The 21,542-nt window shown below is 31.9% G+C and carries 18 protein-coding genes and 3 pseudogenes; all 21 read right to left on the bottom strand.

The features are described from left to right. Positions 1-2: 2 nt before the first annotated feature. The 21 genes and pseudogenes from BWGOE10_RS10015 to esaA all read right to left on the bottom strand — a co-directional run bounded on the left by BWGOE10_RS10015 (position 3) and on the right by esaA (position 21,453). Positions 3-797 (bottom strand): hypothetical protein, encoded by a 795-nt coding sequence (locus BWGOE10_RS10015; RefSeq protein WP_070142173.1) that lies wholly within the window; start codon positions 795-797, stop codon positions 3-5. 182 nt (positions 798-979) lie between these two features. Beyond that, positions 980-1,221 (bottom strand): annotated as a pseudogene (locus BWGOE10_RS33335) (hypothetical protein). Between the two features lie 280 nt (positions 1,222-1,501). Then, positions 1,502-1,948: a DUF5085 family protein gene (locus BWGOE10_RS10010; protein WP_070142171.1), complete on the bottom strand. Its 447-nt coding sequence runs from the start codon at positions 1,946-1,948 to the stop codon at positions 1,502-1,504. Next, positions 1,945-2,406 (bottom strand): DUF5085 family protein, encoded by a 462-nt coding sequence (locus tag BWGOE10_RS10005; RefSeq protein ID WP_070142169.1) that lies wholly within the window; start codon positions 2,404-2,406, stop codon positions 1,945-1,947. The genes BWGOE10_RS10010 and BWGOE10_RS10005 overlap by 4 nt, the downstream gene beginning before the upstream one ends. A gap of 136 nt (positions 2,407-2,542) precedes the next feature. Beyond that, a complete protein-coding gene (locus tag BWGOE10_RS10000) occupies positions 2,543-3,319 on the bottom strand; it encodes a hypothetical protein (protein ID WP_070142167.1) in 777 nt (258 codons plus the stop codon). A 61-nt stretch (positions 3,320-3,380) separates the two neighbouring features. Further along, positions 3,381-4,142, bottom strand: coding sequence for a hypothetical protein (locus tag BWGOE10_RS09995; RefSeq protein ID WP_070142165.1), 762 nt, complete (start codon positions 4,140-4,142; stop codon positions 3,381-3,383). 62 nt (positions 4,143-4,204) lie between these two features. After that, positions 4,205-4,975, bottom strand: a complete 771-nt coding sequence (locus tag BWGOE10_RS09990; protein WP_070142163.1) for a hypothetical protein — start codon at positions 4,973-4,975, stop codon at positions 4,205-4,207. A 110-nt stretch (positions 4,976-5,085) separates the two neighbouring features. Further along, positions 5,086-5,556 (bottom strand): hypothetical protein, encoded by a 471-nt coding sequence (locus BWGOE10_RS09985; protein WP_070142161.1) that lies wholly within the window; start codon positions 5,554-5,556, stop codon positions 5,086-5,088. Between the two features lie 133 nt (positions 5,557-5,689). Beyond that, complete coding sequence (locus BWGOE10_RS09980; RefSeq protein ID WP_070142158.1) at positions 5,690-6,133, bottom strand: DUF5085 family protein; 444 nt, start codon at positions 6,131-6,133, stop codon at positions 5,690-5,692. Further along, positions 6,130-6,591 carry a DUF5085 family protein gene (locus BWGOE10_RS09975; RefSeq protein ID WP_002127051.1) on the bottom strand — a complete coding sequence of 154 codons (462 nt, stop codon included), beginning with the start codon at positions 6,589-6,591 and terminating at the stop codon, positions 6,130-6,132. Before BWGOE10_RS09975 ends, BWGOE10_RS09980 begins: the two co-directional genes overlap by 4 nt. Before the next feature lie 113 nt (positions 6,592-6,704). Beyond that, positions 6,705-7,487, bottom strand: a complete 783-nt coding sequence (locus BWGOE10_RS09970) for a hypothetical protein (RefSeq protein WP_070142156.1) — start codon at positions 7,485-7,487, stop codon at positions 6,705-6,707. Positions 7,488-7,712: 225 nt separating this feature from the next. Then, positions 7,713-7,880 (bottom strand): annotated as a pseudogene (locus BWGOE10_RS32430) (DUF3952 domain-containing protein); the annotation flags it as partial. Between the two features lie 75 nt (positions 7,881-7,955). Next, positions 7,956-8,306 carry a DUF4176 domain-containing protein gene (locus tag BWGOE10_RS09965; protein ID WP_070142155.1) on the bottom strand — a complete coding sequence of 117 codons (351 nt, stop codon included), beginning with the start codon at positions 8,304-8,306 and terminating at the stop codon, positions 7,956-7,958. A gap of 1 nt (position 8,307) precedes the next feature. Further along, entirely contained in the window at positions 8,308-8,568 is a 261-nt protein-coding gene (locus BWGOE10_RS09960; protein WP_000363098.1) for a hypothetical protein, read from the bottom strand. 39 nt (positions 8,569-8,607) lie between these two features. Further along, a pseudogene (locus tag BWGOE10_RS09955) lies at positions 8,608-10,160 on the bottom strand (lipase family protein). Positions 10,161-10,179: 19 nt separating this feature from the next. Then, the gene (locus tag BWGOE10_RS09950; protein WP_070142153.1) at positions 10,180-10,986 is read right to left on the bottom strand and encodes a DUF3952 domain-containing protein; all 807 of its coding nucleotides are present in this window, start codon (positions 10,984-10,986) and stop codon (positions 10,180-10,182) included. Next, on the bottom strand, positions 10,983-15,470 hold the full coding sequence (gene essC, locus BWGOE10_RS09945) for a type VII secretion protein EssC (RefSeq protein WP_070142151.1): 4,488 nt from the start codon (positions 15,468-15,470) through the stop codon (positions 10,983-10,985). The genes BWGOE10_RS09950 and essC overlap by 4 nt, the downstream gene beginning before the upstream one ends. Positions 15,471-15,531: 61 nt before the next feature. Then, a complete protein-coding gene (essB, locus tag BWGOE10_RS09940; protein ID WP_070142149.1) occupies positions 15,532-16,731 on the bottom strand; it encodes a type VII secretion protein EssB in 1,200 nt (399 codons plus the stop codon). A gap of 73 nt (positions 16,732-16,804) precedes the next feature. Next, positions 16,805-17,056 carry an EsaB/YukD family protein gene (locus tag BWGOE10_RS09935; RefSeq protein ID WP_070142147.1) on the bottom strand — a complete coding sequence of 84 codons (252 nt, stop codon included), beginning with the start codon at positions 17,054-17,056 and terminating at the stop codon, positions 16,805-16,807. 4 nt (positions 17,057-17,060) lie between these two features. Then, positions 17,061-17,564 carry a type VII secretion protein EssA gene (essA, locus tag BWGOE10_RS09930; RefSeq protein WP_016102148.1) on the bottom strand — a complete coding sequence of 168 codons (504 nt, stop codon included), beginning with the start codon at positions 17,562-17,564 and terminating at the stop codon, positions 17,061-17,063. Beyond that, complete coding sequence (gene esaA, locus BWGOE10_RS09925; RefSeq protein ID WP_100248246.1) at positions 17,536-21,453, bottom strand: type VII secretion protein EsaA; 3,918 nt, start codon at positions 21,451-21,453, stop codon at positions 17,536-17,538. The genes essA and esaA overlap by 29 nt, the downstream gene beginning before the upstream one ends. Positions 21,454-21,542: the final 89 nt, after the last annotated feature.

Raw genomic sequence — 21,542 nt, 5'->3', positions numbered from 1 at the left:
ACTTATTTTATTTCTTTAGTTTTCTTTTTTTCCTTCTCTTTATAAAGCTTTAGTCTTTTCTGACGTTCCCTTTCATGTTCCTCCCACGAAATATAAAATGATGGAAATTTAAATCTACAATAGGCTAATAATTGGAACTCAGCTGCACCTATGGCTACCGCGTACATGATGAACGTAAATATAAAGTAACCAAACATTATGCTCAATGGGTAATTATTTTGTACATAAATTAAAACAAGAAGAATTAGTACATAAATTGCCACACCAAACATTACATTTTTCTTTGCCTTATTAAAAAATGAAGTAGATCTTTCTCCCATACTAAATGCACCTTTACTTGCTTGTTTAAAAGTATCAATTGTTGTTACACCATGAACAAGTATTGCTCCTAATACTAGTAAACCTACATAAATAAGCGTAATAAAATTAATAGAATAATTACTCATCCCTGGAAGAACAAATGCCGTAAGACCTATAGTACCTAACTGAAACGCATATAATAATATCACCAATGTCTGGAACTTTTGAAATTTAAAACGTACCTTAGGGATCAGATATATAATAAAAAAGATTACTTGTAGGCTATATAACAACAATTCCATCCTGACTATTACTGTGTCAAAAAGAGTCGGATAGTAATCCCAGCCAAATTTAATTAATGCTCCAAAAATAAAAAGCATTAATAACGAACTATAAACCATTCCACCAAACATAAACAACATAGCTCTTTCAGGACTTAAACGCTTTCTACACGTAATTCTAAATTCATCTAATTCTTCTTCTTTTATACTCCACATCCAATTGTCCCACCTTTAACCACATTCACTTAAATCATGTAGATTAAATATAAAAACCTTCTCATTTTAACGAAAAGAGAAGGTTTTCTTGCTGTTATACATTCATGCCATATTCAAAACTTTCTCTCTTCAAATAACGTATTATAGTTGTTAATCTTTGAAATTTTATTTTCGCTATTAATTTAGGCATTTTTACTTTTTTTAAAAAACACCAAATATGCAAATAATGACGAGATTAAGAGGAATACAACCGCCCCTATACCCTCATATATTTTAAAATAAACAGCAGCAATTATCACAAATATTGACATTATTATTATTAGAATCATTGTATATTTCATTATAAATTCTAATGCTTTATAGATACTATTGTCCTTTCAAAAAAACTTTTCTCTGTTTTCAAAACATTTCGATCCTTGTTCAAAGTAACACCTTCCCCTCTTTACAAATTGACTTTCGAATGAATTTTCCCCTTCAAAATAGCAACAAAGCGAACTATAGAACGTAACTACTACCAATATAGAATGGTCCAACTGAAAAATCTCATGTCGAAATATTAAATCAATTACGTATAGATTTGAGAATGAAAAACCTCCTCATTCTAACGAGAAGAGAAGGTTTTATTTATGTCATATCCCCAAATACGATTCAAAACTGTCTCTTTCATGATGTTTCCATATTTTAAAAATCACAAGCCTCAAATATTATACTTCACTATATACCGCGATTTTCACTTCAACATACTGTAAAGACTCATTACCGCTAAACACATGATAAATTGGTGAAGCTAAATTTAAATTATTATCCTCCATATACTGAAGCATTTCACCATACACATGCTCTGTTAATTTTTCATAATCTCCCGTATATCGTTTCATGAGCATCTCATCAACATAATAATAGCTTCTAAATTGAAGTGTTTCTGATGCTGGAATTTTATCTTCATTTACTGGCATAAATAATTCAACGTACATATTTTCATCAGATGGTATATTTTTCAAAGCATAAAACATCGGACCTTTTACTGTTAAATTCGCTGTTGCAATTTCTGACATAAAATGTTCAATCGCTTCTTCCATATCTTCGTAATGAAAATAGTACTCTTTCGAAACAACATTTGTATATGCAATACTTTGTCCTTCAATTATCATTTTATTGTTTCACCTACTTCTATAATAGGTGCATAAATATCTAGCCACATTTCACCGTATACGTCTAAACATACGTGATAAAAACCGCTATCTAATTTAATATGATACTGTTCAGCAAACTCATGTATTAAATTATAAGCCTCCTCAATGTCACCATCTTCATCTGTAAATCGAACACTTAATTCCTCTTCAATAATTAATCCATCAACGTATTCATATGCAGAATTCTCCCCTAATTTAACACGTTCATTTACTGGAACAGAATACGTATATTCGCCGTACTCTGGTTCATTGTCCAATGGCTGATATTTGAAAAGAACGGGACCTACTGCATATATTCCATTATGAACAACTTGATTTCTCAGTGCGATAGCAGGTAATAACCAATCTTCTTTTTTTACAATTTGGGTAATGCTAATTAAATTTAAGAGTGATAATGCTTTATATTGAATTTTCATAATACCTACTCCTTTTACTATTCTTTCTCTCGGCTATATATTTTTTTGTTTCTTCAAATGGCACTTCCGCTCTTTTTCATGTTCCTTCCACATTTTATTAAATAGTGAACATTTAAACCTACTATACTCATTTCCTTTACGCCTTACGTTTCGATTTACCTTTTTTATTTTTCTTTTGATATCTTGGAGTTTCTCTTTTATGTTGCTCCCATGATATGTTAAATGAAGGGAATTTAAATCTACAATACGCTAATAGTTGAAATTCAGCTGCACCAATGGCTATCGTATACATTAAAACAGTACCTATTACATATCCAATAAAAGTATCAAACGCATAATCATTATGAAAATAAATCAAAATAAGAAGAATTAATGCGTATATTGAAGCAACTTTCATCATAGTTCCTTTTGTTTTACTAAAAAAGGAAGCGGATCTTTCATCCATACTAAACGCACCTTCACTTGCCTGTTTAAACGTATCAATCGTTGTCACAATATGAACAACAACTGCTCCTAAAAATAACAATCCTGCATACAGTAATGTAATCTGATCAATTGAATTATTAGCCATTTTAGTACCAATCAAAACTACGAGTAATATTATTGCCATTTGAAATGCATTTAATAATACGACAAGTGTTTGTAGCTTTTGAAATTTAAATTGAGCTTTTGGAAATAAATATAGAATGAAAAAAATTACTTGCAGAGCATATAACAACACTTCCAGCTTAACAATTCCTATATTAAGGCCAACCATACAGTAATCCCAATCACCTGATACAATAATAGAAAAAACGGCTATTGAACTATAAAGTATTCCTCCAAACATAAAACCCGCAGCACCTTCTGGACTTAAACGACCTTGACATGTCATTCTAAACTTATCTAAATCTTCTTCTTTTATGTTCCACATTCAGTTTTTCACCTTCTATACGTTTCAATTATTTTTCGAACACTAAAATTCTATTAACATATTATTTATTTTTCGTTTTGAATTTCTTATTTTGTTTTCGAAATCTCCCACGCATTCTCTCATTCTCTTCCCATGTCATATTAAATGACTTGAATTTGAATCTACAGTACGCCAATAGTTGGAATTCTGCCGCTCCAATTGCAACCGCATAAATTAAAACAGTTCCTACTCCATACATAACAAAAAAATCAATCGAATAATCATTTTGAAAATACATCAAAATAATTAGTATTAATACATATATTATAGCTCCCTTTATCATAGCTCCTTTTGTCTTACTAAAAAATGAAGTGGATCTTTCATCACTACTAAACGCACCTTCACTTGCTTGTTTAAATGTATCCATTGTCGCCACAATATGTACTATGACTGCCCCTAAAAATAATAGCCCTGTATATATCCTAGCAATTGAATTATCAGCCATTTCAGAAACAACCGAAACCGAAAATAATATTGTTCCAAGTTGAAATGCATATAATAATATGATTAGCGTTTGTAACTTTTGAAATTTAAAACAAACTTTCGGAAATAGATATATAATTAAAAATATAATTTGTACAATGTATAATACAATTTCAGTTTTAACAATTATTCTATCAAAAAGATTGTTATAGTAATCCAAACCTCCTACAAAAATAACGAACATAAATATCGAAATATAAAATATCGTTCCAAGCATAAACCCCGTCGCACCTTCAGGGCTTAAACGACTTTGACATGTCACCCTAAATTTATCTAAATCCTCTTCTTTTATATTCCACATTCAGCTTTTTCACCTTCTATACGTTTCAATTATTTTTCGAACACTAAGTTTCTATTAATATATTATTTATTTTTCGTTTTAAATTTCTTATTTTGTTTCCGAAATCTCCCACGCATTCTCTCATTCTCTTCCCACGTCATATTAAATGACTTGAATTTGAATCTACAGTACACTAATAGCTGGAATTCTGCTGCTCCGATTGCTACTGTATACAGTAAAACAATACCTACCGCATAAAGAACTAAAACATCAATTCCATAATCATTATGAAAACATATCAAAATAAACAGGATTAGCGCATATATTGTAGCCCACTTCATCACATCTCCTTTTCTTTTACTAAAAAATGAGATGGATCTTTCATCCTTACTAAACGCACCTTCACTCGCTTGTTTAAACGTATCGATAGTTGTCACAATGTGAACAATGACTGCTCCTAGGAATAACATACCTACATATATTAATGTAATTCTGTCAATTGAATCCTCAGAAATTCCAGGAAGAATCAACGCTGTGAATGTTATAGTACCTAATTGAAATGCATATAATAATATTACAAAAGTTTGTAGTTTTTGTAATTTAAAACACACTTTTGGAAATGAATATAGAATTAAAAACATTATTTGTAAGCTATATAACACAATCTCAATTTTAACAATTGTTTTGTCAAAGAAAGTATTATAATACTCCAAGCCCCCCATAAAAATAAAAAACATAAATACTGAAGTATAAACTATCCCTCCAATAAAGAAAACCATTGCACCTTCAGGGCTTAAACGCCTGCTACATGTCATTCGAAACTTATCTAAATCTTCTTCTTTTATATTCCACATCCAATTGTTCCACCTTTAACTACATTCACTTAAATCATGTAGATTAAAAATAAAAACCTTCTCATTTTGATGAAAAGAGAAGGTTTTATTAATCCTCAGACATTCTTCTACTATAATAATGATTCTTTTTGAGCTGTTTCATAGTGCTCTGCTATTTTTTTACACATCTTTTTATATTCCAGCATCCACTCTGCTATTTCTTCTATCTCTTCATCAGTGGACTTTTTCTTATATTTAAAACCAATCACTTTCATATCCGAAAACACTTCTTCTTCCATTTCTTCATCTACCGGAATACATTGAATAATAACTTTCGTTGTTTTTGAGACTTGTACAAAAATTTCAAATGTACCAACAAACATAGCAACCGTTCGGAATAATTCTTTATTACTCATATATAAAATCCTTGCAAGTTCTTCTGCAATTTCAGGGTATATAAACAATACATCAATCATTTCAGCAGCTATTATGCAATCATCTACTGATACTTTCTCCAATATTTGTTGCTTAATTAATTCCCCTGTTTTATCCTCACACTCTTGTTGAAAATACACAGTTTTTTCTTTTGAAAATAACCACATATGTAGACCCCTTCCTACTAAAAACAACAATTAGAACTCTTAATTCAAGAATACCTTTATCTTCTTCTATAAAACGAAACTAAAATCAAGCTTTTACTTTTCATATCTCTATTACTAAAAGTACACTAAATTATTATTGTGTATCCACTGCAATTTTTATTTCAACATACTGTAGCTCTTCATCACCGCTAAAAATATGATAAATAGGTGAAATCATATCGAGTTCATTATCTTCCATATACTGAAGCATCTCAGCATACGCATACTCGGTTAATGTTTCATACTCTCCTATCAATCGTTTCACAAGCATGTCATCTACATAGTAATAGCTTCTAAATTTCATTGTTTCTAATGGTGGAACTTTATCCTCATATATCGGCATAAATAATTCAATATACATATTTTCATCTGAAGGAACATTTTTCAATGTATAAAATAGTGGACCTTTTGCTGTTAAGTTCGCTTTTTCTATTTCTAGCATAAAATCATCAATCGAATCTTTCATATAAGTATAATGAATATAGTATTCTTTTGAAACAACATTTGCATATGCAATACTTTGCCCTTCTATAATCATTTTACGGTTTCACCCACTTCTATAATAGGAGCATAAATATCTAACCATGTATCACCGTATACATCTAAGCATACATGATAAAAACTACTATCTAATTTAATATGGTTTTGATTTGCCACCTCGTGTATTAAATTATACACATCTTCAATATCACCATCTTCATCCGTAAAACGCACACTTAAAGCATCTTCAATTATTAAGCCATCAATGTATTCATATGCAGAATCTTCCCCCAGTTCCACACGTTCATTTACCGGAACACAATATGTATATTCACCATATGCTGGTTCATTTTCAAGTGGTTTATATTTAAAGAGAACCGGTCCTACTGCATAAATCCCATTACGAATAACTTGATTTCTCAGCGCAATAGCAGGTAGTAACCAATCTTCTTTTTTGACGACTTGAGTAATACTAATTAAATTTAATAGTGATAATGCTTTATATTGAACTTTCACAACATCTACTCCCCTTATCTTTATTTCTTTCTATTTCGAATAGAAATGTGCAATTTCTCATTTCATACACATAAATTAACAATTTATGCTATAGCAAAAATTCATTTCTTTTATTATCTACTTTTCGATTTGTTTTTTTTATTATATTTTCTAAATTTCTGTCGTTCTCTCTCATTCTCTTCCCATGTCATATTAAATGATTTAAATTTAAATCTACAGTACACCAACAATTGGAATTCAGCTGCACCAATAGCTACTGCATACATAATCACTGTAAATATTAAATAGCCAAACATTGTATCTAATGAGTAAGAACTATTTACATAAATTAAAATAAGTAGACTTAACACATAAATTACAGTTCCTTTGAGCACATTCAATTTTGTTTCACTGAAAAATGAAGTAGCTCTTTCATCCATACTAAACGCACCTTTACTTGCCTGTTTAAATGTATCAATTGTTGTGACAATATGAAAAACAACTGCTCCTAACAATAATAAACTTACAAAAATAAGTGTATTAGAATTAATTGAATAATCGCTCATCCCTGGAAGAATAAAAACCGTCCATCCTATAGTACCAAGTTGAAATGCGTATAATAATACGACAAGCGCCTGTAGTTTTTGAAATTTAAAACGAGCTTTTGGAAATAAATATAGTATTAAAAAAATTAGTTGAAGGCTGTACAATACAAGCTCCATACTAACAATTACTTTCTCAAAAGGTTTTGAATAGAAATCCCACCCTGTTTTAGTTAATGCTAAAATAATAAAAAACATCACTAATGAATCAAAAATTATCGTTCCTAGCATAAACCCTGTTGCACCCTCAGGACTTAAACGCCTTCTGCATGTTATTCTAAATTGTTCTAAATCTTCTTCTTTTATTTTCCACATCCTGATTTTTCACCTTCTATACAGTTTAAGTAATTTCCATTCACTAAAATCCCATTACATTCCTAATTTTTTTAAGTACATTCATCTTTGTGTAACTAAATTTAGATAATCTTTTATGTATATCATCACTACATTAATTACCGTACATAATCAGAATGCCTTTTGATAGTTCAAATAGTCTTCTTTCTCCTCAAAAGTTCCAAATATTCTTCTCTCTTTCACTTAAGCATATCCCTCATCACTTGTAGACATAAGCGTATTCATATCACCTTCATCCAATGCCTTTACTACTCTCTCATATTCTATCTTCGTCTCCCCAAAACCACATACACTTAATAAATTTGTTGTTATTGGCATAACTATCATCATCTTAACTTTCTTCTTTAACTTCATACTGACACCCTTATTCAATCAAAATAAGCTTCCCTCTTTCCATTTTGGAAGAGGAAAGCTTATTTCCTTTTTAATTTATTTTTTTCCCTTTATTTCTAACTCTTGTGCTTTTTGTTTCTTTTTATTTTTTTCAATTACTTTTTCAACAAACTCATTCCGCCACATTTTAAATTTAGCTGCAAATTGACCTTCAATTTTATTTCGATACCCTTCAAATTTAACCTCTGCAATATCCGCGTGGTTAAATAATTTATATGTCTCTTCGGTTAAACCCACTGGATGCAACACTCCGCCATAATCATAGAATGTGTTTTCATCAAGTAATAAACCTCTCGTAGTGATTACATACTCTACATTTTCCTCTTCTTTAAGACCCAATCTCACAACACTGCCTAAAGGTAATACTTTATCCATATAATCTTTCATATTAATTCACTGTCCCTTTTAGTACGCTAATTTTCTCTTCTATTTTTTGTCTTTTTTTCTCTAATTGACGGATACGATCAATAAATGCCTCACGTGTTTTTCCTTGTAATGTACTATCAATACTACTCTCTAACCTTCTAATATCCCCCGTTAAAGATGCAGCTGCTTTTTCCAATTGCACTACAACGTTTATAATTTGTTCTCGTCCACCACTAGCTGGAAATGTACTATGAACTCTTGACATTATTGTATGTAAATCCACTTTCATACCCCTCTCTTTTAAATTTATAAACTTGGAGTTTTAATAATATGAAACTGCTCCTAATTCTTCGTCTTTTGCAAACATAGAAAATACAGCTTCTGAAACATCGTCGTTTAATTGCTTTAAATCTTTCGATAACTCCTTCACATCTTTAGCAATTTCACCTAATAAAGAACGGTTTATCCCCCTGCTGTTGTCATTCATAAAGAGATTTAACAATGAGTGACGATGACTTAATATATGTTCAGATACAATTGCAGCTACATTTGTATCAACTACAAAATCTCCTTTAAACAAATCTAGTAAATCTTGCACGTAAGAAGCTGCAACTTCTTTTGCAATTTCTAAAATTTCACTTGTAGCTAAATATACTACAACACTTCCAGCTAAAAAATTTATAGCAGTATTAAATACAGACTCTAATACTTCTAAAACTTTTTCCTTACATTTCGCTAAAGTTGTTTCAATCCACTCTACAGCGGTATCTACTGCCCCTTTAATTTCAACTGTAGCCATTATACTAAATTGGATTGCTTCTGCTGTAATTTGAGACTTTAGTCCTTCATACTTTGTATTTAATCTAGAAAGACCTTCTTGAACTTTATCGTTTAGCTTTTCAAGCTGCTTGCTACCTTGTACAATGTCCGAGTAACCTAATATTCCGTTTATAATAGTAGAAATTGGCGTTGCACTTAATATCAAATTAAGTGCAATTCCAGCTACCTTTTCTTCCTGTATAGAAACTTTTCTATGAAATACATCATGTATAGTTCCTGTGTATATAGCCCCAGCAGATTGAGAAAATTCCAGAAACCCCGGGATAACATCCCCCCCGTGTCATTATCACTTGTTAGTTTATCAATCCATATTAGATGTCCATTCTCATCATAATCCTTCTCTGTAAAAGCATATGAGTGTCCTGCTTGATTCGGAATTTTATACATTCTTCCCGGAAGTGTGAAGTCTGCTGCCTTTATCCCAATATGTAGAGGATCATTCTTATTAATGATATTTCGAACATTTTTCATATCAAACCCATTACCGAATTTATCTACATCTCGATTTAAAACTGGAGCTGGATTTAGTGTTAAAACATCAATATCGTCTTTTTGATGCCTTAATGCTACTGTATTTGCAATACCTCCGCCCAAAGAATGTCCTGTTATACTAATAGTTTTACCATTAGCATATTGTTTCATTTTTTCATAAAATGCCTCTCCTTGGTCATATTGTTTCACTTTTAATTCATGTTCCCAATTACTAAATGCTAATTTATTTGCATTTGTTAAATTGTGAACACCTATCTCTGCATCTACTACTACATCACTATTATTATCTTTTCCAGGTTGCGTCCCAACATATGAAATAATAACTTCTCCTGTTTTATTATCTTTAAATGCATAGGCTGCAAAACCGGTTTTTTCATCTACTTTAGAATCTATTAATGTTGCATTAAAATTTCCTTCTAATAATTTTTCTCTATCCTCTTTAGGTAAATTATATATATCCTCTTCATTATTAAATTTGTAAATATCAACAGCTGCTAATTTTAACTTCCCCTGATCCGATGATAAATTAAGCCTCTTATCCATAAAAGGTCCTTCCTTTCATTCATTTGCCTTGATATTTTCTTTGATAATTTACATAATCTTCTTTTACTCTGTCATTACCTTTTTTATCATTAAAGCTTACAAATAATTGCTGTTGTTTTAAAACATTTTCTTTCTTTACACTTACAGCTATTCTTATTTCTAATAGTCCCATAGATCCTTTCTTTGAGTCTTTTATAGCATTAAAGTGTAATCCAATTGAGCTACCAATAAATTCATCATATTCTAACTTTAATTTATCGTTTAATAATTTTTGAAACTGAGATTCTGTTAGACTATAACTAACAATATTCGGTTCATCGAATCCTTTTGTATCTTCTGACGTTTTTAAATCTTTTATTCCCTGTAAGCGATCCATAATTAATTTAACAGAGGACACATCAAATACCGTTTTTACCGTCTTCACTTCCCCACCTTCATACATTATATTAGTATGATAAATTCCCTCTTCTTTGTAATTACTATTATCCGCCTTTTCTTTTTCATTTTTAATATTCGTAGCTATTTCCTCCGTTGTTTCTCCAAATAATTTTTTCTCATCGGTATTATAAATCCCCTCTGTTGTTTGATAGATTGTTTTACTATGAGTACCGTCTTCTTTTTCCTCAAAAGTCCCATATATGCTTCTTTCTTTCACATACGCATACCCATCATCACTCGCAGACATAACTGTCTTCATATCCCCTTCATCCAATGCCCTTACTAATTTCTCATACTCTATCTTTGTCTCTCCAAAACCACATCCACTTAATAAACTTGCCACTATCGACACGACTATCATCCCCTTAGCTTTCTTCTTTAATTTCATACTGTCACCTCATTAGTTACTCTAGGCATTTTTAGTTTCATTATGTTCCCTTTTTGGTAGTAATACACTTCATCTTTACCTAATGGTGCTTCGTTGCTTATATATTTTATGTTGAAGATACTTTGATCATTTAATGGCATTGCGATAACTGCTGCTGTTAGTTTACTTCTCATTTTCATAGGTAGAGCTTCACGATTTCGGTCCATATAGTCGTGGTGACCTGCTAATACAAAGTAAATACCTACTGTACGAGATAGATCAATTAAAGTTGCTGCATCCTCTATTTCTAAATAAACAAATTTGCTAAACTCTTCAACATTTGTCATGATAATGAGTTGTTTTGTGAATGTAGGAATTTCTCTATCTTCTTGTCTTGCTTGTGCTAATTCAAGAGCTCGTTCGCGAATTACTTCCATCCAATACTTCGCATGCATATTTATTTCATTTTCGTCTACAATGTAATGTGTCACATTGCCTTTATATTGAACGAAACTATACTCTGCTGTATCCACCAACGTCACACTTTCAAAATAATCTTTATTCAATTGAGATAGGATACTAGTTACAATTTGTTTTCTCATACTATCATCTACACTATAAATCATTAAATGATCATTCACCGCAATATCATGAGCTACAACTTCTACGTTTGCAAAATCAAGCCCCATTGGAATTCTTGCTGCTTGTAGAGCTTTTGTAACGTCTTTATTTTTACGATAAGTAGCAATATCAATAATTTCTGGCATCATTGGAATTGCCTTCGGACGTTCTCCATCCCATTCTCGGTCCATATCATTTGCTTCTTGTTGTAATAATTGAATTTGTTGTAGTTCATCTTCTGCTTTCGTAGGCAATGCAGCCTGGAATAATGTAGGAGATTCTAGTTTTATTAACGCTCTTCCTGCTGTTTCTTCCACTTTTATATCAGATCTCCCTACAATACTAGCTACTTCACTTTGATCAATCATATATAGGCAAGTTTGGATTTTAATATTATTGTACAATTGAATTCTAAGTGCGTTTTGTCGTCCTGCACTAATTAAGGTATGAATTCCTAAACTTGCACCATCTCGGACAATTTGCATAATTAGCATTTCAAAGATTTCATAGAACTTCGCTTCTTTTACTGCATCATAATTGTCGATTGCAATAATAATATGTGGTATTTCTTTCCCGCTTGCCTTTTCATACATTTCAATATTTGCAACGTCATATTCACTTAATAATCGTTTACGATTTTTCATTTCTTGAGTTAATCTTTCAACAAACTTTAAACATTTTTCAGATTCGTCAATTGTAATCGTATCCGCTACATGAGGTAATCCTTTTAAAGGTAGAAGACCATTTGTTCCAAGGTCCACTAAATACACATGCAAATGCTCCGGACTATGCTGACGAGCTACATCCATAATGACTGATTGTAAGAATGTTGATTTTCCGTAACCCGGACTTGAGAAGACTGCTACGTGTCCGTCTTTACTAATATCTAATGTTAACGGCGTCTGTGATTGTAATTCAGGCTGATCTAATAGACCAACTGTTGCTTTTAATGGTTTCTTTTCTTTCGTCCATGCTTCTTTGAACTGAATAGCGTGTAAGTCTTGTGAATATACACTTTCTGGAAGTGGTGGTAACCACGGTCTAGCCAACGCTTCAATTTCATTTACTTCTGCGTAATCGTGAATGTAGTCAATAACAGCATCCAGTTCAGACGGTACGCTTATTACGTCTTTACTGCTACCAAGTCCACTTAAGTCTTCACTTAATATTTCATATTGTCCTAGATCGTTTATTGCATATATCGTTGCGTCTAAATGTTCTTTATCCTCTTTGTTTTCTACATAATCCGCCCCGCTCCATGCCGATTGGAATAGTTCGTAAATTTCATTATTCCCAACTTGTAAATAGGCACGTCCTGGCAATGTAATTTCAGCAGCATCTGGTGTTTTTAAAATTTCATTACTATCTGACGTATTTTGAACTTTCAGTGCTAGTTTGAATTTCGAGTTACTCCAAATTTGATCATCTACAACACCGCTCGGTTTTTGCGTAGCTAATATTAAATGGATTCCGAGTGAACGTCCAATACGCGCTGTTGAAACTAACTCTTTCATGAATTCTGGCTGTTCTGACTTCAGTTCCGCGAATTCATCACTAATTAAAAATAGATGTGGCATCGGTTCACTTACTAAGCCTTCTTTATACAGTTTTTGATACTGATTAATATGGTTTACATCATTTTCTCCAAATAATCGTTGTCTTTTTTGTAATTCAGCTTTAATTGATGCGAGCGCTCTCATACTTTGCGCTCCATCTAAGTTTGTAATTGTTCCTAATAAATGCGGTAAGTTTTTAAATAAATTCGCCATACCGCCGCCTTTATAGTCAATAAGTAGAAAGGCAACTTCGTAAGGATGGAAATTGACTGCTAGAGATAAAATATAAGATTGTATAATTTCCGACTTACCTGAACCAGTTGTACCAGCTATTAATCCGTGTGGTCCGTGTGCTTTTTCATGTAAATTTAAGTTTACAATATCTTCTTTACCACGTAATCCAAGTGGTACAGCTAAAGATTTATGTGCTGCATTTTTCTGCCAGCGATTTGTGATATTTAACTCTTTTATTTTTTCAACCCCGTACATTTCTAGGAATGTTACGCTTTCTGGAATACTATTTTTTAAGTTTTGCAAATGATTTAACGGTGCTAATGCTCGTGAAACATCTTCTAAATTAAACCCTTTCGGTACATGATTCAATTTAAATTGACGATTAACAAGCTCTCCTTGTTCTAAGATGATGTTCCCTTGTTTTGCATCTCTTATATCTATTACCGTTTTCACATGCTCTGGTAAACTTTGCATAACATCTTGTACAAATACAAGTGATACACCTAATTGACTCGGATCATCATTGAAAAATTCCATAACAACATGATCCAAAATTAGTTTTTCATCTGTAATAAGTACGACATAGTGCGGTGCAAAGTACATTTTTTCATTAGTTGAACTTTTTTCATCTAGTTTTAATTTTCGTTCTTTCAATATTTGATACAAACTATTTAACACTTGATCACGGCTACGATCATGGTATACAAATCCACGTACATTTATATCGCGAACACTTCCATGAGGTAACCAGCGCATCCAATCCCATTTCTCTTTTTCTTCTTCAGGAAAAATAGTAATAAACTGCAAGTCATAATAACTATGGAATAAAGCCGCTTGTACAACCAATAATTGTAATTGTTCTAACACTAAAGAGCGTTGTCCAATATAGCCAACTGGTCCATTCATTAAATCTGTAACAACTGGTACATCTTCCAATGAAAGATAACGCTGTCTTAGTTCACGTGCTATATCAATTAATTCATCTTTCGTTTGACTAAATTCTTCTTCATTAAATTGAATTTCAAAACTCGTATTAGCTTGTCCTGTCCCAACGCTAAATGTTAAGAAATCATGATGTTGCATTGTTTTTTCATAAATACGAGGATTTACTTGAACAGCCATATTACGTATTACTTCAACATTTGGATTGTGATAATGTAATGCATGACGCTGCTTTTCACTTTCTGCATGTAAATCTTTCGTTTTTTGTTTTATATACTCTCTATAACTTTTATCACGTTCAACAATGTCGATTTTATATTGCTTTAAATTTTTTATATATGATGTGACGGAAACAATGATCGTTACTAATGTCATCGCAATCGATGCAATAATAAACATTCCATATTTCATAAAAATAGCAAGTAATACTGTTACGACAATCATGACAAGAGAAGGTGCGATTATTCTTGCTAAATGCTCAGTTGGTTTTGCCGGCTTACTTGATGGTTTCGCAACTGTCATTTTCTCTTCTGGTTCACGATAAATAATACGTGGTGAACGATGATAGTCTGGATAACCACTTTGATAATTCGTTTCTGATTCTACTAAAATAGGTAATGTAGATTTCACGTTGTCTTCTGAGGACAATACTTGAATATCTTCACTGCCAATCTCCATCAAAACACCATCAAAATATAATTGGTCTCCCGCTTCTAACATAACGCTATCATTTAGCTTCGTATAATTATGAAATACATCCCCGTCATATACGTTCACTTTAAAAGAATCATACAATGTTTCACGAGAGAGTATTAAATCTACGCTACTCCCTGTAATAGCGATATCATCATAACTATTTTGACTGATTGTAAGAGAATGTTTCGTTCCTATATCAAACACTTTAGTTGTGCCAATAATAGATATAAAGATTTTCAAGCTCACGTCTTTCGTTTTTCCAATCTCAAATTCCTTATTGAATTCTATTAATTGATCTTCTACCATCCAAGCGTTTACTTCATTATTCCAGTTTAACTCTATTTCTTTTTCTAAACTTGGATTCGTAATATCATTTGTCCACTCTTTTCCAATCGACACTATTGATTGCTCATTTGGATGTAATGTGCACTTATATATTTTGTCTCCATAAGTCAATACTAATAGTTACTCCATCCGTGTTCACTGCTCCTTTTCAACTGTCTCATCAAGTGCTTGCTTACTCTTTTTTCTCTGTGTCCGACAAGTCTTTATCGCTTGATGAATTGCCATATTTCTTTTTATACTCATCTAATTGTTGCTCATATGTTTTTAACTTTTGATCACGCTCTTCTCCTGACAAGTCCGGATTATTTTTCAGCGATTCAATTTGTTTAACAAGGCCGTACATAATAAGCTGCGGATCATCAAGTGTCTTAGCTAAATCTAATGATTTATCAAAATCACCTTTTCCGTTATACATCCAATACAGCAAATACTTTTCATCACTTTTCAAACTAATATTTTTCATAATCGATTTTTTTTGATCTTCACCTAGTTTTTCAGCTGTAATGTATGCAAATGCTAACTCATATTTAGATGCAATCGGTAATGATTCAAATTCCTCTTCACTTAATTGAGTAATTACTTTGTCATAATCAGTTGCTATGAAACTCGCATTTGCTTCTAATAATTTATTTTGATAAGGAAATTTTATAAAAGTGAAATATATTAAAGGAGCAACTAAAACAACTGTCGCCGCTATGAAGGAAAAAGCTAAATATTTAAATGATTTGTAGCTCTTTTTATGTACTAACTGCATATTTTTTTCTGTTTTTGTTTGTTCCTTCTCAAAGCTGTCATCCAGAAACTGCAGTAATGCCTCTAAACTTTCCATTTGAGCAACGGTTTGTTCAAATGTTGTTTCTTTTGCATCTTTTAGTAACCCAGCATACAAATCATCAAAATTGTGCTTTTGGGAGAATAAAGCAATAATTAGACACTTATATTGTGTTAAAAATTGCTCTTCTAACAACGGGGTTGGTGGAACAATATCTCTAATTCCTCTATGTATAATACTTGGTATTAAATTAGCATTAAAAACTATATTGTCCGGATGTAAAAAGAACGTGATTCGTTTATTTAAATATTTACGAAACTGCGCAACATTTCGAAGCAGTCTTAATTTCTCATTTCTTCCAAAACGGCTAAGATCGTCCCACTTATATAATTTTTTATCCACTTGAAATATAAAAGTAAACATATCATCCGTTTCTTCTATCGTTAATGGTACAAACTCAGATGATGCGCCCGTAATTATATCGAATTGACGGAAGTCTTTTATACGTGTTTGAGATTTGGTCATCTCCAATTTCCAATTTTCTTTTTCTATTTGAAATTGATAGTTCATTGCATCAATTTGAATTGTTTTTTCCGTCATTTTTATCCTCTTCTCCTTTTCTTTATAACCCGTAATAACTTATTTTCAAATAACTAAAAGTAAAAAATATTCTTTATAAAACTTGTAAAATATCTCCATCTGTTATTTGGTGATCAATTAAACGATCATTATCCGTTAAAACAATTGACTTATTTTTCACTTTAATTACAAAATGTGAACCTTCATGATTATCAATCTTTAGCGTATCTAATAAATTTTTCAATAAATATTTAATAGATTGATGATTTGGAATACACAAATCATATGTATTTCCATTCCATTTACTAAAATCTACCGTTACATTAATATGTGTTTGTATTGCCATTACTTTACCTCCAACTTTTGCGAAGAACTGTATAAATACCGATGCAAATAAGTACAATGCCACCTCCAAATAATATTATTATTGTTGTACTAATTGGCTTTTCATTCATTGTTTCATTACTCGCTACTTCATCTGCACTTTTTCTCACAACGTATTCACTGCTAAACAAACTATTTTTCGTATCTTTAACACTATTTATTTCTTTTTGTTTTATAAAAAGAGAATCTCGTAAAGCTTCCATATCTTTTTGTTCTTTCTTTTTCTTTTTCTGAATTTCTTCTTCTATTTCTTTATTAAATAACTCAATCGATGCTTTATCTAATTCCGTTTCCTTATGTTCCTTTTTATTTTTTTCTTGGTCGCTTTCTTCAAGTCGATCCACTTTAAACTTAATCTTCCCATCATCACCAAGATAACTGTCAGCCGCGCTCCTTATCGGTAGCGCGACAAACAGTAAAAGGATAGAGAGAAATGATAACTTAGCCACTATGCTCCATTGTTTGATCATTTACTTCTTTTTCCTCCCATTTCTTATGCCATACAAATAGATTACTAACTAATCCGATAATGGCAATTACAAACAACACGATGAAAATAACTTTTCCAGTATCTTTACCGCTAATAAAATCATTTAGAAAACTTTCTATATACTGAAGCGGTGAGAATTGACGTACCTTTCCAACAGACGACATTTGATCTACTTTACTTCCAACTGCTTCAGTTAAAAATAGGTACATACTTAAAAATACTAATAGTATAAACATCCCTACCATTTTTATTTGTCGTAATAAGTATGTTGAGACCAATACAAACGCCATCATAATGATTGTGATAAACGCAATCCATAGTAAACTTTGATCTTGACCGAACTGTAAAAGACGTCCAGAAATGATACCTATACTAATTCCTTCCACAATTGATATACCGAATGCCACTACTGTAGTTGGTACATTCATATCAATTAATGAGAACTTCTCTTCAAAATGATCTGATTGCGTTCGTTTCTTTTCTTGATTCGCAATTGCGTATGCTGTAAATAATGCAACAATAAAACAAGTTAATACGATTAAATATGGTGTAAAAGCATTACCAGCTACAATTACTCCATCATTTTGTTTCTGAACTGGACTAGATAAAAATTGGTATAACATTTCATTTTGGCGATCACCAATTCGGCTATTAGCCAAAATTTCAGTAAAGTTTTTGGAGAATGATTTATCATCTTCCATTTTCTTTGTAAAGTCATTTAATAATGAATCAGCCTTTGAAACAATTGTCGTTCCGCTGTCTTGAATTTCTTTTGCTTGTCCATTAATTTGATCAAATGTTTTATATACATCGTCTGATGTTGTTAAACTATGCTTCGAACTCTCGACCAATGACTGACTTTGCATCATTAATGATTTAATACCAGAATCTAACGATAAAACAGCTGTTTGCTCACCAGTATTATTTGTTGTTAGCACTTGCTGTTCTTCAACTAGCTTTAAGCTACTTTCACGCCATTTCGCTAAACCTTTTAAATATTCTCCTAAATTTTCATTCATACTAGTTGCTTGCTGAGTCGTTACATTTAATTTCTCCGCTAGTAGCATTGAATTTTGATCCGCACTAGTAATGAATTGTTGATAAGAGTCTATTTTTTGTTTTAAACCTGTCATATCTTGCTTAACTTCTGTCGTAATACTAGATGAAACAAGGTTTGAAATTAAATCAATTAAGCTTTGTTTATTTAATACGTAGTACAAAGATTGTTCAGTTGCAATTGCATCTAAACTTCCCTCTTCTAGCTTAGGACCTACATCTTTCGTTCTTAAATCAATCCCATAATACATTTCGTACAGACTAATTAAACCTTGATAACTTTCAACTGTATCTACTGCTTCTTTTATTAATACACTAGATATATTTTTTGTTAATTCTTCTGATTTTTGATGTACAACTTGATTCGTCGTTCGTTCAATAACTTTTGATTTTCCACCGTTATCTGTTCCAGTGTCTGGTTTCTCTCCTGTGTCAGGTTTTCCTCCTGTGTCAGGTTTTCCTCCTGTGTCTGGTTTCTCTCCTGTGTCAGGTTTTCCTCCTGTGTCTGGATTCCCTCCTGTATCAGGTTTTCCTCCTGTGTCTGGTTTTCCTCCTGTATCAGGTTTTCCTCCTGTGTCTGGTTTTCCTCCCGTGTCTGGTTTTCCTCCTGTGTCTGGTTTTCCTCCTGTGTCTGGTTTTCCTCCTGTGTCTGGTTTTCCTCCTGTGTCTGGTTTTCCTCCTGTGTCTGGTTTTCCTCCTGTGTCTGGTTTTCCTCCTGCATCAGGTTTTCCTCCTGTGTCTGGTTTTCCTCCTACATCAGGTTTTCCTCCTGTGTCTGGATTTCCTCCTGCATCAGGTTTTCCTCCTACATCAGGCTTTACACTGCCACCATTATTACCCTGTTCTGTTTTTTGAATAATAGGTTTTTGACCATTGTATACTAGCGGCATAATTCCAAACTGCGTTTTATTAACTACGTTTTCCACCTTGCTGTTTTCAGTTTGTGTTCCTTTATCTTCTTTATTAGGTTCTTCTTTATTAGGTTCTTCTTTATTAGGTTCTTCTTTACTAGGTTCTTCTTTACTAGGTTCTTCTTTACTAGGTTCTTCTTTACTAGGTTCTTCTTTACTAGGTTCTTCTTTACTAGGTTCTTCTTTACTAGGTTCTTCTTTACTAGGTTCTTCTTTACTAGGTTCTTCTTTACTAGGTTCTTCTTTACTAGGTTCTTCTTTACTAGGTTCTTCTTTACTAGGTTCTTCTTTTTCATAGCTCCCACTCAATTTCCAGTCCCACATTACAGGAGAGAAAACATCTATATTGATGTTTGGATCTTTTAACTTCACATGCAGGTTAATCTTTATATCCCCTTCATTACGAGGTGGTATAATAATTTCTCCGTTTTTCTCCAGAAACATACTTGTGTAATCCACATCATCAATATACAAAGCTTCGGTACTTCCATATAGTTCAAAACCTTCTGGAATATTTATGTTCATAGTTTGTGAAGATTCCATTTTAATTACTTTCGCTGTATCGCTAAATGTAATTCCATCCTTATAAAGACTATCCTTTACTTCTTTAATGGCGTTTCCTAAAGATATTTTATTTACAGGGTCATAATAAAAATTATTTTCTTTATTATATTTATTTGTAAATTGAATTACATTTTGCAGTTGTAATTTCGTTGCATCTGGCAAATCACTTTGAACGATTTCTTCCATGTTTAAACTAGGTAATTTTACAATTAAATTTTCGATTTGTTTCTTTATTCGAACATCTGGTTGTTTCATTAATGTATTTATAAAGATTTCTTGCTTTCCATCGTTCGACATAGATTGCTTTAACTTTTTAATTATCGTCTCTTGAATATCACTTTCTAACTTTCCTGCAAGTTCTGTATCATATTCTGACACTTGTTTTTTTACATCTGTTAAATATTTTTGAATTGCTGAAGCATCAGCTAAAATATTTGGTTCTTTCTCTGAAAGCGTAAATTGATTTGTAATAACTTTATTAGCGGATTCCAATGCACTTAACTGCTTTAAAACATCGCCTGTATTCATATCACTCATGTATTGATTAAATTGATTCGTAAAATTATTCGCTAACAGATTATTATCAGATTGCATTTTTTGGAAGTTATTAAAGCCTTCTAAGTAAGTATTGTTAGATTTATTCCCTTCATCTAACACTTGACCGAAACCTTTTAATACATCCTGAAATCCTTTAAAACTATTAACAGAAACCCCAGTATAATCTTGCACTATTTTAAATTGATTTGTGTAATTTGCCAAAGGACTGTGTACATCTTTTTTGTACATAGTTGTTTGAACGTTTCCTTTTTCAATTATTTTACCTATATTATCTTGTGCACCTTGCAACTTACCAATAATACTTGCAAAATAAACGTCGATGATTTGCTTATTGAAATCCTCTAAAATTGTAGACGCCGTATTTTCAGCCTCAGCTTTCAAATCTTTATTCCCAGTTGCATTTACTTTGTAGTTTAACGTTAATTTCTCTGGTAGTTCTGAATCAATCGCAACTGCTTTCCTAGAAAAATCATTTGGTATAACAATCATCATATTGTAATTATTATTTTTCAAACCATTTTCTGCTACTCCGCGACTAACTACGTACCATTCTTGTTTCGTATTTTTATTTACATTTTTAACAAATTGATCTCCAAACGCTATTTTATTCCCTTCAAATACAGTTCCTTGATCTTCATTTACTAATGCAACTGTCATTTTTGGCGTGCTATTCTCATTAGCTTTCTTAACATTTTGATTTAATGCTAAATAGGAGACTCCTATTGATAGCACAAGAGCTAAAATAATAAACAACAAGATGCTCCACTTAAACTTTTTCACTACTTATCACTCCTGCGGCTGCGAGTCTATTAAGTTAAGGACTCCTTATCTTACTCTAGTTTTAAAGTAATTTAGCCATACAACGAAAG

Origin of the sequence: Bacillus mycoides (assembly GCF_001757995.1) — a bacterium.
Taxonomy (GTDB): Bacteria; Bacillota; Bacilli; order Bacillales; family Bacillaceae_G; genus Bacillus_A; species Bacillus_A mycoides_B.
Note: the sequence above shows the minus strand (reverse complement) of the source record. Positions and strands in the feature narration are given on the sequence as shown.

Coding starts and splice junctions, on each gene's coding strand:
- BWGOE10_RS09995 (WP_070142165.1), bottom strand. CDS start 4,142: ATGTGGAATATAAAAGAAGAGGATTTAGATAAATTTAGGGTGACATGT.
- BWGOE10_RS10015 (WP_070142173.1), bottom strand. CDS start 797: ATGTGGAGTATAAAAGAAGAAGAATTAGATGAATTTAGAATTACGTGT.
- BWGOE10_RS10010 (WP_070142171.1), bottom strand. CDS start 1,948: ATGATAATTGAAGGACAAAGTATTGCATATACAAATGTTGTTTCGAAA.
- BWGOE10_RS09980 (WP_070142158.1), bottom strand. CDS start 6,133: ATGATTATAGAAGGGCAAAGTATTGCATATGCAAATGTTGTTTCAAAA.
- BWGOE10_RS09985 (WP_070142161.1), bottom strand. CDS start 5,556: ATGTGGTTATTTTCAAAAGAAAAAACTGTGTATTTTCAACAAGAGTGT.
- BWGOE10_RS10005 (WP_070142169.1), bottom strand. CDS start 2,406: ATGAAAATTCAATATAAAGCATTATCACTCTTAAATTTAATTAGCATT.
- essA (WP_016102148.1), bottom strand. CDS start 17,564: ATGATCAAACAATGGAGCATAGTGGCTAAGTTATCATTTCTCTCTATC.
- BWGOE10_RS09935 (WP_070142147.1), bottom strand. CDS start 17,056: ATGGCAATACAAACACATATTAATGTAACGGTAGATTTTAGTAAATGG.
- BWGOE10_RS09965 (WP_070142155.1), bottom strand. CDS start 8,306: ATGAAAGATTATATGGATAAAGTATTACCTTTAGGCAGTGTTGTGAGA.
- BWGOE10_RS09970 (WP_070142156.1), bottom strand. CDS start 7,487: ATGTGGAAAATAAAAGAAGAAGATTTAGAACAATTTAGAATAACATGC.
- BWGOE10_RS09990 (WP_070142163.1), bottom strand. CDS start 4,975: ATGTGGAATATAAAAGAAGAAGATTTAGATAAGTTTCGAATGACATGT.
- BWGOE10_RS09950 (WP_070142153.1), bottom strand. CDS start 10,986: ATGAAATTAAAGAAGAAAGCTAAGGGGATGATAGTCGTGTCGATAGTG.
- essB (WP_070142149.1), bottom strand. CDS start 16,731: ATGACGGAAAAAACAATTCAAATTGATGCAATGAACTATCAATTTCAA.
- BWGOE10_RS10000 (WP_070142167.1), bottom strand. CDS start 3,319: ATGTGGAACATAAAAGAAGAAGATTTAGATAAGTTTAGAATGACATGT.